The sequence below is a fragment of the Archangium sp. genome (assembly GCF_036388035.1).
GTDB lineage: Bacteria > Myxococcota > Myxococcia > Myxococcales > Myxococcaceae > Archangium.
Map to the genome: position 1 here is coordinate 1 of NZ_DASVSO010000786.1, position 12,290 is coordinate 12,290.

The following is a 12,290-nucleotide window of genomic DNA, read 5'->3' on the forward strand; positions in this document are numbered from 1 at the left end:
AGGCGGTGGAGCGCATGCGCCTGCGCTACCAGGAGCTCTTCCCGCACCTCACCTTCAAGACCGCATGAGCGCCTCCGCCCCCTGGGAGGCCTTCCTGCGGGAACACTTCCCCGGCTACCTGTTGCCGGAGTCCGCGCGCACCGCGCTCACACCCGAGGAGGCCTCGCTCTTCCTCGAACGGCTCACGGGTCGCCCCCATGAACTGGCGCTCCTGCGCGCGGTGAGCACGCTGTCCCCCCACATCGAGGCGCTGCGCGACTTCTCGCTCCGTCTGCTGCCGGAGCTGGTGCGAGCGCTCCCGGCCCACACGGAGGTGTCCCGGCGCGAATGGGAAGGCGGGTTCCAGGGACGGCTGGACGTTCAGCGCACGCTCCAGTACCGGATGGCGGGCCAGCGCACACGCTTCGTCACGCAGACGCGCCGCCGCAGCTTCGCGCTGCCGGAGAACGTCCTCGTGCGTCACGTGGCCGAGCGACTGCTGCATCTCCTGGTCGACCTGCGGCAGGCGGGAGTGCTCAGGACGTCTGGCGGCTGGGGCCAGGAGGCGCAGGAGTTCGAGGGCCGGTTGAGACACCTGCTCGCCTCGACCGTGCTCCGCGAGGTTCCGCTCGAACCGGTAGGTCCTCGCCACGAGCAGGCTGCCCATGCGTCCCGCCACCCCGCCTACCGCGCCGCCCTGGCGTGGCATGGCCTCCTTCGCGAGGGGCTCGACTCGCGCTCCCCGGAGGCCATCGCGCGGGTGGTCGCCCGGGGGGCGCTCAGCCCGCTCGAGGCTCACACGCGCTTCGAGATCGCGGTGCTCGTCCGGCTTCTTCAGGCGCTCTGGTCCCGGCTGGAGCGGACCGAGCGCGGGCGTTGGAGCTTCCAGCGCCACCTCGTTCATCGGAGACGCAACGACGTCGCGAGCTTCGAGCGGGATGACGGGGCTCGCCTCCGCGTCTTCTACAACCAGGCGTGGCTGGACCCGGGCCCTTCCGATCAGGGCGTGCGGCACTACCTGGGACACCCGGGCCGACTGCGCCCGGACGTGACGGTGGTGACGGAGCACGGCGACTTCCGGAGCGCCGCGGTCCTCGAGGTGAAGCTCTCCGAGCGCCGCGACTACCTCGCCCGCGGGTACCAGGAGGCGATGCTCTACCGCTGGGAGTATGCCCCGCATCTCAAGGGGTGGCCCAAGGCCATCCTCGTCACCTCCTCCCGCATCAGTGGCGAGCTCCGAGTCTCCGACGATGTCATCGCGGTGGGTTGGGAGGCCTGGGTCCCCGCGCAGGTCGTCGCGGGACTCCTGGGGGGATTGAGCCCTGGCCAGCCGATTTGAAGTCAAACGAAACAAACTTCTCAGTTGGTTTAACCTGCTTATCGTGATATATCCGGAATTACTCGGAAACGGGTTCCTGTAGCGCACCACCCCCGGAAGGAAATCCCCACGTGAGCAAGACCCTCGGTTTCAAGTGGCTGGTCGGCGGAGTTGTCGGCGTGTCCCTCCTCGGCGCCTGCGGTGCGCCGGCCGATTCGGCCGAGGAGCTCGCCGCGGAGCAGCAGGCCACCACCGGTGAGGTGGAGGTGAGCCTGTCCGTGGAGAAGTCCTCCCTGAGCGCCCGCGAGGACGTGGCGGTGAAGGTCACCTACACCAACATCTCGGCCCAGCCCGTGCGGCTGCTCAACTTCTACGTCGCGGACGGGCGCTTCAAGGAAGGCCTGTTCGAGGTGACGCGCAACGGCGAAGCGGTGGAGTACATCGGCCCGCAGATCAAGCGCGCGGCGCCGACCGACGCGGACTACATCACCCTGGCCCCCGGCGAGAGCATCTCGGGCGTGGCGCCTGTCTCGGGCTTCTATGACCTGTCCGAGTCCGGCAGCTACACCCTCCGCTTCGCCGCGCGCTCGCTGGATCAGCACGCCGCGATCCTCTCCAAGGCCGCGCAGCTCGACTCCAACCTGGTGAACCTGTGGATCGAGGGCCGTGAGAGCGGCCAGCCCGAGCTCCAGGCCCAGGGCAGCGTGTCGGCCGCCGGCCTGACGTTCTCCGGCGCCTGCACCAGCACCGAGCAGTCGTCGATCACCTCGGCGATGAGCAGTGCCAAGACGTACGCGAACAACGCGTCGACCTACCTCAACGGCATCTCCTCGGGCACCACGCGCTACACCACCTGGTTCGGCGCCTTCTCGAGCACCAACCTGACCACGGCGCGCAACCACTTCACCAGCATCAAGAACGCGCTGGCCAACGCGGCGGTCGTGGTCGACTGCAGCTGCAATGACAGCTACTACGCCTACGTGTACCCGGCCTCGCCGTACAAGATCTACGTGTGCAACGCCTTCTGGAGCGCCCCCACCACGGGCACCGACTCCAAGGCCGGCACGCTGGTCCACGAGATGAGCCACTTCAACGTCGTGGCGGCCACGGATGACTGGGCCTACGGCCAGAGCGCGGCCAAGAGCCTGGCCAGCTCCAACCCCACCAAGGCCCTGGACAACGCCGACAGCCACGAGTACTTCGCCGAGAACACCCCCTCCCTGCCGTAAGCAGGTCGGCTAGGGTTCGGCGGTGAGAGACGGGAGCGGCGACGCTCCCGTTTTTCTTTTTGGCGTGTGCCCCCCGGGTGCCGCCTGGAGGTGAGAGCATCCGTGACACGAGGAACCGTCGGTAGGATCGCGCTGGTGTGCCTGGCCGTCAGCGGTGGGGGCTGTGCTTCGAAGAAGGAGACCGCGGAGCCGCAGGTTCCCCCCCAGAAGGAAGCCCCGGCGCAGCAGGCTTCACCCCCCAAGGAGGCCCCCGCCATGGCGACGACGCTGGACTGCACGATGAGCGTGCCCCCGAGCCTGAAGGTGGGTGAACCGGTGCAGCTGCGGTTCCAGCTCACCAACCCCACGGCTCAGCCCCTGTTCGTGCTCAATTGGAACACGCCGCTCGAGGGCCTGTTCAACAACTACCTGCAAGTGACGCGCAACGGGACCGACATCCCCTACCGGGGGCCGATGTTCAAGCGCGGCGCTCCGGAGGCGGACGCCTATGTCTCCGTCCCGGCCGGCAAGTCCGTGGAGGCCTCGGTCGAGGTGTCGCTGGCCTACGACTTCACGCAGCCGGGGCACTACCGGCTCGCCTTCCGCAACGAGCTGCTGGACGTCACCCCCAATCAGGCGGAGGTGCCCCACCCCCTGGAGCGCTTCCAGCCGATGACGGTGAAGTGCCCGGCCGTCGAGACGACGATCGTCTCCCCCTGAGGGTTGACGCGGGGCGGCATGGCGCGCGGACACCCCGCTCGCCGTGCCCCGCCTCCTCGGTCGTGGTTCGAGCGGGCGCGCTCCGATTTTTGGAAGACAGCGCCTCCGAGGGTCGTTCGTTTCGACTACCCTGCGCGGACATCCAGGAGCGAGTACATCCATGAGTAGTACGGCAGCCGCCTCGCGCGCGGAGGAACCAACGCGGGCAACCTTTCCGTCCCTCGACGCAGAGGCCTTCGCCCGAGAGCTTCAGGCCGTCCGCACCGAGGTGGAAGCCTCGCTGACGCCCGAGGACTTCTCCCACTTCCGGAAGATGGAGCGCTGGGGCCGGGTGTGCTCGGTGCTCGGCTACGCGACGGCGTGGATCGCCCCCAACCCCCTCTCGGCGCTGCTCATCGCCCAGGGCAACACGGCCCGCTGGACGATGATGGCGCACCACGCCACGCACCGCGGCTATGACCGCGTGCCCGGCGTGCCCGAGCGCTACACCGGACGCCACTTCGCCACCGGGTGGCGCCGCTTCATCGACTGGCCGGATTGGATCCACCCGGACGCGTGGCGCCACGAGCACAACGCGCTCCACCACGGCCGCACCGGCGAGACGGCGGATCCGGACCTGGTCGAGTTCAACACCGAGTGGCTGCGCCGCTCGAGCAAGCCCCTGCTGGTGAAGTACGCGATCGTCGCCTTCTTCGCCTTCACCTGGAAGCTGACGTACTACGCGCCCAACACCTTCCTGGAGTGGCGGCGGGCCGAGCGGCGGCGCGAGGGCGTGCCCGACACCGGTGAGACTCCCGAGCTCGCGACGGCCTTCAATCCGCTCCACGCCGACGGCCGGGCCTTCTGGTGGACGTGTGTCCTGCCCTACGCGGCCCTACGCTTCGTGCTGCTCCCGGCCCTCTTCGCGCCGCTCGGCCTGTGGGCCGTCTTCAGCGTGTTCGCCAACAGCGTCCTCGCCGAGCTGCTCACCAACCTCCAGAGCTTCATCCTGATCGCGCCCAACCACGCGGGGGATGATCTCTACCGCTTCGAGGGTCGCGCGGCCGGCCACGCGGAGTTCTCCGTGCGCCAGGTGATCGGCTCGGTGAACTACGCCACCGGCGGCGACGTCGTCGACTTCCTCCACGGCTGGCTCAACTACCAGATCGAGCACCACCTCTGGCCCAGCCTGCCCATGAGCAAGTACCGGGAGGTGCAGCCCCGGGTGAAGGCCATCTGCGAGAAGCACGGGGTGCCCTATGTGCAGGAGGGCGTCTTCCGGCGCGTGAAGAAGCTCGTGGACATCATGGTCGGACGGACCTCGATGCGCACCCTGGAGTCCTAGGACCTCCATGAGCGGCCCCCCACCGAAGACGTGCATCACATGCGGGCGCGGCATCGCCCCGAGCGAGGTGTACTACCGGTTCACCCTCGTCCTCGAGGGCGAGCAGGATGTGCTCGACACGCCCCGGGCGGGCTCGGGGACCGATGAGCTCACCGCGCTGCTGAAGCAGCTCGAGGCGAGCCCGGAGTCGTCCCAGGCCATGGAGGAGCAGGTGCACTGGGAACGCGCCGGGGTGGTGTGCGCGGCCTGCCGCACGGTCGTCATGCGCACGCTCGCCCCACCGACGGAGCCGGCCGGTCCCCACTGAGCCCGAGGGCCCACGGGCTCAGCGGGTCGTCTCGGGCCCCTCGCTCGACACGTCGAGCCGATCGAAGGCGCGTCCCAGGCCCACCACGCCCAGCGCCACCTCCACCCCGAGCACCGTCGCCGCGACGAGCCCCGCGAAGGGCAGCGCCCACACGTCGAGGCCCAGGAAGCGATCCAGGCCGAAGCCCACCACGGCGCCCGCGAGCGCCGCGGGCAACAGCCCCAGCAGCACCACCACCAGCGTGCCCGCCAGCGTCAGCAGCCGCTGACCGAGGGCCTCGAGGCCCCGTACCCGCTCGCCCTCCGGGGGCAGCCACGCCGGGAAGAGCACCACCGCCGCGTTCTGGACGAAGAGTCCGCACAGCGTCACCGCCGGCAGCACGCAGAGCGCGCACAGGCCCCCCGCCACCCACAGCGAGGCGCCCGGTCCCCCCTGCCACGCCGCGAGCACCATCGCCACCAGGAGGAGCCCCACCTGCGCGGCTCCCAGCAGCAGCGCCGGCGCCGCGATTTCCGCCGCCACCACCTGCCGCCCGGTGAGCGGCATCGCCCGGAGCTGCTCCAACCGGGGCAGGTCCATCCGCAGGTCCACCCGCACGGCGGATGGCCCGAAGAAGCAGAGGAGCCCCGCGAGCCCTCCGCACAGCGGCGCCATGAAGGTGCGCACGTTGGCCAGAGGATCCGCCGCGCCCTGGCCCGAGGCCACCGCGGCCACGAGTCCACCCAGCAGGCCCGCGACGAGGAGCCGACCCGCCCCGCCCACCCGTTGCCCGGCGATGAGGTTCTTCCAGACGAGCGCCATCTCCGGACGCCCCGTGGGCGCCAGCCGGAAGAGCACCCGGCTCGCGCGGATGAGGCCCGGTCGACCGCCCTGCTGGGAGAGCCGCTCGCGGAGGCGGGCCCGCTCCTCGGCCCGGATGACCGCGGCCTCCTCGAAGGCCACCGCCGTCTTCATCACCCACACATAGTGGATGGCGAGCAGGCCGAGTGCGAAGGGCAGGGCCTTCAGGAAGGCCCACCCGTCCTGAGCGAGCGGCAGGGCGACCAGCATCCTTCCCGGCCACAGCGCCGGCGTATCCATCACCGTGGCCACCCACTCCTGGACCTGCCGTGCGTCCCGCATCTGCTCCAGGCGGAAGGGGTGCTCGCGCAGGATGAACAGCCCCGTGGCGATCAACAGGGCGACCGCCGCGGTGAGGGCTCCCCAGCGCAACCACCCGCCCACCCCGCCGCGCCGGGCGATCCGCGTGCGCACGAAGGAGGCCCCCATCACGTGCAGGTTCACCGTGGCGAGTGTCACGGTGGCGCCGAGGAAGAAGAGGACGGGTTGGGGACTCACCACGCGGCTCATGAAGAGGGTGGCGAAGAAGGCCCCCACCCCCGCGCCGAAGAGGCCGCGCGCCAGCTTGTAGTGCAGCAGCCCCCGCCGGGACACGGGCGCGGGGAAGAGGTGCTGCACCTCCGTCTCGGTGAAGGACAGCGCCGGCCGGTCCGGCCCCAGCACCCAGGCGGAGAGGATCGTGCCCAGCATCGCGGCCGTCAGGAGGGACTGGCTGAGGAGCTGCGCCATCGGTGGAACCATCCCCACCTCGCCCCGGTAGCTCAGCCGCCGCAGGAAGACGGCGTACAGGTACATCCCGCCCACCACCGCGCCCAAGAGGTACTTCGGCTGGCGCAGGCGCTGGAACTGGCGCCGTGCCCGGTTGCGCGCCGTCGCCACCCAGAGGAACGCCACCGCACGAGAGAAGTTCACGGGGCCACCCGCTCGGGTGCGGCCTCGGACGACGCGCTGGTGATGCGGATGAAGAGCTCCTCCAGGGAGGCGGTCGCGCCCTCGGGTCCACTGAGCTGCGCGCGGATGTCCGCGAGCGTCCCCAGGGCCACCACGCGCCCCCCGGCGATGACGAGGATGCGGTGGCACAGCTCCTCCACCAGCGGCAGCAGGTGCGAGGAGAGCACCAGCGCCGTCCCCGCCTCCGCGCGCTGGCGCAGCGAGGCCTTCATCCTCCGGATGCCCAGGGGATCCAACCCCGTGAGCGGCTCGTCCAGGAGGATGAGCCTCGGCGAGTGCAGGAAGCCGCACGCGATGGACAGCTTCTGCTTCATCCCGCGCGACAGCTCCCCGGGCAGGGCCTTCTGCTTGCCGGACAGCTCCATTTCGTCCAGCAGCGCCCTCCCCCGCTCCTCCCAGTCCGCCACCCCGTACAGCCGCGCCACGAAGTTCAGGTGCTCCCAGACGGTGAGGTACTCGAAGAGGCGCGGCTCGTCGGGCAGGAACGCGAGGGCCTGCTTGGCCTCCACCGGAGCGATCGACAAGTCATGTCCGGCCACCGCCACGCGCCCGGTCGAGGGAGGCAGGATGCCCGCCAGGCAGCGCAGCGTGGACGTCTTCCCCGCCCCGTTGGGCCCCACCAGCCCGAGCACCTCGCCCGGGGCCACCTGGAACGTCAGCCCCTGCACGGCCCGCACCTCGCCGTAGGTCTTCTCCAGCCCCTCCACCTCCAGCACGGGCGTCGTCGTCATGTGGGACAAAATACGCGGCCCGTGGCGTGGATTCCAACTCAGGTGCCTCCGTCTCGTCTTCGAGTCCCCGAGGCGCGCGCGAGGCCCCCTGAAACGCTAGGGTACGCCCCGCCCTGGAGGGTGTGATGCGATTCCTCGATGACCAGAAGCCTCCCTACGATCTCACGTACAACGACATCTTCATGGTGCCGGGCCGCTCGGAGGTCGGCTCGCGGCTGGACGTGGACCTGACCCCCGTCGATGGCCTGCGCACCACCATTCCCATCGTCGTGTCCAACATGACGGCCGTCTCGGGCAAGCGCATGGCCGAGACGGTGGCGCGCCGCGGGGCCATCTCCGTGCTGCCCCAGGACATCCCGCTCGACATCGTCGCGAGCAACATCGCCTACGTGAAGTCGCGCCACCCCGTCTACGAGACGCCCATCACGCTCGGGCCCACCGATACGATCCAGGAGGCGCTCAACCTCATCCACAAGCGCGCCCACAACGCCGTCATCGTCGTCGACGCGGACGAGCAGCCCGTCGGCATCTTCACCGAGAACGATGCCGCGGGGTTCGATCGCTTCACCCAGCTCCACCGGGTGATGTCCACCGAGCTCGTCACTGTCGAGGAGGGCACGCCGCTGGAGAGCATCTTCGAGCGACTGGCCAGCAAGCGGCTCACCTGCGCGCCCGTGGTCCGCGGCCGCCGGCTCATCGGCGTGGTGACGCGCAAGGGGGCCCTGCGCTCGACGCTCTACAAGCCGGCGCTGGATGCCAAGGGGCAGTTGCTGATCGCCGCGGCCGTCGGCATCAACGGAGACGTGAAGAGCAAGGCCGAGGCCCTGCTGCGAGCGGGCACGGACCTGCTCGTCGTCGACGTGGCACACGGCCACCAGCGCAAGATGCTCGAAGTGGTGGAGATGATCCGCGGCCTCTCTCCCTCCGTGCCCGTCATGGCGGGCAACGTCGTCACTCGTGAGGGGACGCGGGATCTCATCTCGGCCGGCGCGGATCTGGTGAAGGTGGGCGTGGGGCCCGGCGCCATGTGCACCACGCGCATGATGACCGGAGTGGGCCGGCCGCAGTTCTCCGCGGTGCTGGACTGCGCCGAGGCGGCCCGGAAGCTCGGCAAGCACATCTGCGCCGATGGTGGCATCCGGCACCCGCGCGACGTGGCGCTCGCGCTCGCGGCCGGCGCGGCCAACGCGATGGTCGGCTCCTGGTTCGCGGGCACCTACGAGAGCCCGGCGGACGTCCTGCGTGCCAGCGATGGCCGCATGTACAAGGAGAACTTCGGCATGGCGTCGCAGCGCGCGGTCAAGGCGCGCTCGCGCGGCGAGTCCCTGTTCGATCGCGCCCGCAAGGAGCTCTTCGAGGAGGGCATCAGCACCTCGCGCATGTACCTCGACCCGGAGCGCCCTGGCGTGGAGGACATCATCGACCACATCATCGCGGGCGTGCGCAGCTCCTGCACCTACGCGGGGGCGCGCTCACTCGAGGAGTTCCACCGCAACGCCGTGGTGGGCGTGCAGAGTCAGGCGGGCTACGAGGAGGGCCGCCCGGTCCGCACGAGCTGGTGAGGACCCGGGGGCCCTCCCGGGCGCTCGCGGCGGCGCCCCGGAGCTGCCCGAGCGGTCGCCAGACCCGCTGCCAAGGGAGCGGACTTTGTCTGCTCGCCTGTCCTGCTCTAAGGTTCCGGCCCAGGTCGCGCCCGGGGATGTCCCCACGGGTCCGCCACCTGGAGCCGGAATGAGCACTGAATCGAAGAAGCCGTCGCTGTATGAGCGGCTGGGGGGCGTCTACGCCATTGCCGCCGTCGTGGACACGTTCATCGACCGCATCATGGTCGCCCCCGAGCTGAACGCGAACCCGCTGGTGGACGAGGCGCACCACCGCGTTCCGAAGGCCGGCTTCAAGTACCTGGTGACGGAGATGGTGTGCCAGGTGACGGGCGGTCCCCAGCGCTACACCGGCAAGACGATGGCCGAGTCGCACAAGCACCTGAACATCTCCGCCTCGGAGTGGGTGGTGTTCGCGGGCATCTTCAAGGGCGTGCTGGATGAGTACAAGGTTCCGGAGGCCGAGCAGGCGGAGCTCTTCGCCATCGTCGGCAGCACCCGCTCGGACATCGTGGTGGAGAACCCGATCGCCGCCAAGGCGAGCTGAGTTCCTCCCCGCCGACGGAGTCGACTCCCGTCGGGGCCATTGAAGACCGAGGCCGGAAGCCGCTGATTCGTCAGGGGTTTCCGGCCTTGGTGTTTTCAGGGTCAGGTGCTCGGGCGGTGGTGCTCCAGCAAGGAGACGAGCCGTTGCGCCCGCATGAGGGCCAGGGGGCTTTGTCTCGGGGGCGGCGCGCCCTGCGGCCGACCGTACGAGGGAGTCATCCTCCGACCGGCTCTCGTCAGCCCCCACCTCAAAACGGGATTGGAACATGGGCTCGGGAAACAGTTCCCGGGAAGGGATGTTGGGAGCGGCAACACACAAGAGACTGCCTGGATAGCTGGGAGTGATTTCCAGTCCCTCCGGGCGGTCGCTTCCAAAGGACACAATCGTTGAAGTCTCACATCCTGCGCTCCACCCGTTCGTCCCCGCGTCGCGGTCTTCTGGCGTTCCCCGTGGTGGCGGCTCTCTCGGCCACCCAGGCGCTGGCGGCCGGCGGCCTGGTGTCTGCCACCGCGAGTGGCAATGACGGCAACGTGCCGGCCAACGCCATCGATGGCAGTCTGGCCACCCGCTGGTCGAATCTCGGCAGCGGCTCGTGGCTGACGGGCGACATGGGGCAGGTGAAGAGCCTCAAGGCGGTCGACATCGCCTGGTACCGCGGCGATACGCGCGCGAGCCGCTTCACCCTCTTGGTCTCCATGGACGGCACCACCTTCACCCAGGTGTTCTCCGGCACCTCCTCGGGCCTCACGGCCTCCTACGAGCGCTACACCTTCAGCGCGGTCAACGCGCGCTATGTGAAAGTGACGGTGAACGGCAACACCCAGAATGCCTGGGCGAGCATCTCCGAGATGACGGTGACGGCCGACACCACCAGTACCTGGTGACGGAGAGGTGTGACAGGTGACGGGACACAGGCGGGACGGCTACCTCGCGGTGTCCTCCTCGTCGTCCGAGGCCTGGGAGGGGGTTGTCCCTTCCTCCTCCTGGCCACTCTGCTTCGCCGAGCCGCCGATGGCGGCCACCACCAGGGACAGGAGCAGGATCACCCCCACGACGCCCAACGCGATGCGCGCCAGGATCTTCCCCGCGGAGGGGTGTGAGGTCGGAGCCGGGCCGATGATCGTCTGGGATGGTTTCTCGGGCGGCGGCACCGTCGGGGAAGGGACCTCGGGCAACGGTGGCCCCGGGATGAACGTCGGATCGGGAGGCTCGACGGGGACTGGTGGGCGGTAACTGGGGGTGACCAGGAACCTGTGGCCGCTTCCGGTGACCTCCACGTCTGTGCCACGCACGGCCTCCTCGCACCTGGCGAGCGCGAAATCCGCCTCGGTCGCGTCCTGGAAGCGCTCCTCCGGGCGCTTCCTCAAGAGCGTCGCCAGCGTGCGCTGGAGGAGCTCCGGCAGGCCCTCGATGAGCGGAGGCGGCTCGTTCACCTGCTCATGGAGGATGCGCGAGATCGTCTTTCCCCCGAAGGCGGGTTTGCCGCTGAGCAGCTCGTGGAAGATGAGGCCGGCGGCATAGAGGTCCGTGCGCCCATCCACCGGATGGCCCGTGAGCTGCTCGGGCGCCATGTAGGCGGGCGTACCCACCAGGGCGCCCTCGGCGGTGAGCTGCGTGACGTCACCGTCCAGATCCTTGGCGATGCCGAAGTCCAACACCTTCACGTAGAGCTGGCAGTCGTCCGCGAAGACCTTGATGTTCGCGGGCTTGAGGTCGCGGTGGACGATGCCCAGCGCGTGTGTGTTGCGCAGCAGGGACAGGAGCTGGCGCATCACCTCGATGGCCTCGGTCGGGTGCAACCCAGGCGCGAATCGCAGCGGCCCACGCGTGTCGTACAGCACCTCGGACAGCGTCTTGCCGGGGACGTACTCCATGACGATGAAGGGATGGTCCCGCACCACCCCGTAGTCCATGACGTGCGTCATGACCGGGTGGTTGATCCGGGCGGCCACCTTGGCCTCGCGCGAGAAGCGGACCAGCGCCTCCGGTGTGCCGAAGAGCTGGGGATTGAGCACCTTCACCGCCACGAGCTTGTCGAGCTTGGTATGGCGAGCGCGGAAGACCGTGCCCATGCCACCGCGGCCGAGCTCGGCCTCGAGGAGGTAGGTGTCCTCGAGGAGCATTCCAGGGACGAGCTGGAAGGGGGCGGAGGGGGCCGAGCCCTCCGTGGAGGGCCCGGAACGAGAGGGTCGCGCGGTATCGCTCATGGTGTGACGGCGCATGGTAGTCGAACCGCACGGACCCCGGGACTTCCGGGAGAACGAAAAATTCCAATGATTTCTCGAATTCCTAGAAACAAGGCTTGAAGCGCCGTGAGAATCGTGAGACCTATTAGAGCCACTGGTCGGCAACGGCCGGTGAATGCAGTTCGCGGCACCCATCCCCCCAGCTCAAGGAGAAGCACCATGAAGAAGATCGTCTACTCCCTGGCCGTCATGCTGCGCGTTGCTCGGGCCGACAAGCTGTCGGTTCCCTACCGCTACTACTGAGTGTCACCGGCTGGCGGGGGAGGTCTCCTCCCTCGCCCAGTCGGGCGGAGCGGGCCCGGCTGAGCGGCCATGGAAGCACTGGAGTCCGTGCATGCCGACCGCGCCCCTGCCCCTGCCCCCCGGTCCCCCAGGAGATTTCCTCACCGGGAACCTCGTGGCGTTCTCCGAGGACCCGTTGGGCTTCCTCACCCGCTGCGCCCGCGAGTACGGCGACGTCGTGCGGATGGGGAAGAGCAACTACCTGCTCGCCCACCCGGACCTCATCGAGAAGGTGT

General features: G+C 69.3%; 12 protein-coding genes and 1 pseudogene. 10 read left to right on the forward strand and 3 right to left on the reverse strand.

Features of this window, described 5'->3' with window-relative positions; all coding sequences use genetic code 11:
* Positions 1–64: 64 nt before the first annotated feature.
* From VF697_RS32435 to VF697_RS32455, 5 genes are all read left to right on the forward strand, one after another.
* Positions 65–1,318, forward strand: a complete 1,254-nt coding sequence (locus tag VF697_RS32435; protein ID WP_331101028.1) for a hypothetical protein — start codon at positions 65–67, stop codon at positions 1,316–1,318.
* 110 nt (positions 1,319–1,428) lie between these two features.
* Positions 1,429–2,526, forward strand: coding sequence for a M35 family metallo-endopeptidase (locus VF697_RS32440; RefSeq protein ID WP_331101030.1), 1,098 nt, complete (start codon positions 1,429–1,431; stop codon positions 2,524–2,526).
* Positions 2,527–2,781: 255 nt separating this feature from the next.
* A complete protein-coding gene (locus VF697_RS32445) occupies positions 2,782–3,225 on the forward strand; it encodes a protease (protein ID WP_331101032.1) in 444 nt (147 codons plus the stop codon).
* 160 nt (positions 3,226–3,385) lie between these two features.
* Positions 3,386–4,549 (forward strand): fatty acid desaturase family protein, encoded by a 1,164-nt coding sequence (locus VF697_RS32450; RefSeq protein WP_331101034.1) that lies wholly within the window; start codon positions 3,386–3,388, stop codon positions 4,547–4,549.
* A 7-nt stretch (positions 4,550–4,556) separates the two neighbouring features.
* On the forward strand, positions 4,557–4,856 hold the full coding sequence (locus VF697_RS32455) for a hypothetical protein (protein ID WP_331101037.1): 300 nt from the start codon (positions 4,557–4,559) through the stop codon (positions 4,854–4,856).
* A gap of 18 nt (positions 4,857–4,874) precedes the next feature.
* On the opposite strand, the gene VF697_RS32460 is transcribed toward VF697_RS32455, so the two are convergent.
* On the reverse strand, positions 4,875–6,608 hold the full coding sequence (locus VF697_RS32460) for a putative ABC exporter domain-containing protein (RefSeq protein ID WP_331101039.1): 1,734 nt from the start codon (positions 6,606–6,608) through the stop codon (positions 4,875–4,877).
* Complete coding sequence (locus tag VF697_RS32465; RefSeq protein ID WP_331101041.1) at positions 6,605–7,378, reverse strand: ABC transporter ATP-binding protein; 774 nt, start codon at positions 7,376–7,378, stop codon at positions 6,605–6,607. The genes VF697_RS32460 and VF697_RS32465 overlap by 4 nt, the downstream gene beginning before the upstream one ends.
* Positions 7,379–7,503: 125 nt before the next feature.
* Here VF697_RS32465 and VF697_RS32470 point away from each other — a divergent pair, with 125 nt between their 5' ends.
* The 3 genes from VF697_RS32470 to VF697_RS32480 all read left to right on the forward strand — a co-directional run bounded on the left by VF697_RS32470 (position 7,504) and on the right by VF697_RS32480 (position 10,410).
* Positions 7,504–8,940, forward strand: coding sequence for a GuaB1 family IMP dehydrogenase-related protein (locus tag VF697_RS32470; RefSeq protein ID WP_331101043.1), 1,437 nt, complete (start codon positions 7,504–7,506; stop codon positions 8,938–8,940).
* A gap of 169 nt (positions 8,941–9,109) precedes the next feature.
* Positions 9,110–9,526, forward strand: a complete 417-nt coding sequence (locus VF697_RS32475; protein ID WP_331101044.1) for a group 1 truncated hemoglobin — start codon at positions 9,110–9,112, stop codon at positions 9,524–9,526.
* A gap of 386 nt (positions 9,527–9,912) precedes the next feature.
* Positions 9,913–10,410, forward strand: coding sequence for a discoidin domain-containing protein (locus VF697_RS32480; RefSeq protein ID WP_331101046.1), 498 nt, complete (start codon positions 9,913–9,915; stop codon positions 10,408–10,410).
* 39 nt (positions 10,411–10,449) lie between these two features.
* On the opposite strand, the gene VF697_RS32485 is transcribed toward VF697_RS32480, so the two are convergent.
* A complete protein-coding gene (locus VF697_RS32485; protein ID WP_331101049.1) occupies positions 10,450–11,748 on the reverse strand; it encodes a serine/threonine-protein kinase in 1,299 nt (432 codons plus the stop codon).
* Between the two features lie 135 nt (positions 11,749–11,883).
* Between VF697_RS32485 and VF697_RS32490 the strand changes: the two genes are divergently transcribed.
* Both VF697_RS32490 and VF697_RS32495 read left to right on the forward strand, forming a co-directional pair.
* The gene (locus VF697_RS32490; RefSeq protein ID WP_331101051.1) at positions 11,884–12,015 is read left to right on the forward strand and encodes a cittilin family RiPP precursor; all 132 of its coding nucleotides are present in this window, start codon (positions 11,884–11,886) and stop codon (positions 12,013–12,015) included.
* 91 nt (positions 12,016–12,106) lie between these two features.
* Positions 12,107–12,290, forward strand: a pseudogene (locus VF697_RS32495) (cytochrome P450); the annotation flags it as partial.

Bases quoted from the DNA above. Each gene is read 5' to 3' on its own strand.
- VF697_RS32435 (WP_331101028.1), top strand. From the start codon at position 65: ATGAGCGCCTCCGCCCCCTGGGAGGCCTTCCTGCGGGAACACTTCCCC.
- VF697_RS32445 (WP_331101032.1), top strand. From the start codon at position 2,782: ATGGCGACGACGCTGGACTGCACGATGAGCGTGCCCCCGAGCCTGAAG.
- VF697_RS32450 (WP_331101034.1), top strand. From the start codon at position 3,386: ATGAGTAGTACGGCAGCCGCCTCGCGCGCGGAGGAACCAACGCGGGCA.
- VF697_RS32455 (WP_331101037.1), top strand. From the start codon at position 4,557: ATGAGCGGCCCCCCACCGAAGACGTGCATCACATGCGGGCGCGGCATC.
- VF697_RS32465 (WP_331101041.1), bottom strand. From the start codon at position 7,378: ATGACGACGACGCCCGTGCTGGAGGTGGAGGGGCTGGAGAAGACCTAC.
- VF697_RS32470 (WP_331101043.1), top strand. From the start codon at position 7,504: ATGCGATTCCTCGATGACCAGAAGCCTCCCTACGATCTCACGTACAAC.
- VF697_RS32475 (WP_331101044.1), top strand. From the start codon at position 9,110: ATGAGCACTGAATCGAAGAAGCCGTCGCTGTATGAGCGGCTGGGGGGC.
- VF697_RS32485 (WP_331101049.1), bottom strand. From the start codon at position 11,748: ATGCGCCGTCACACCATGAGCGATACCGCGCGACCCTCTCGTTCCGGG.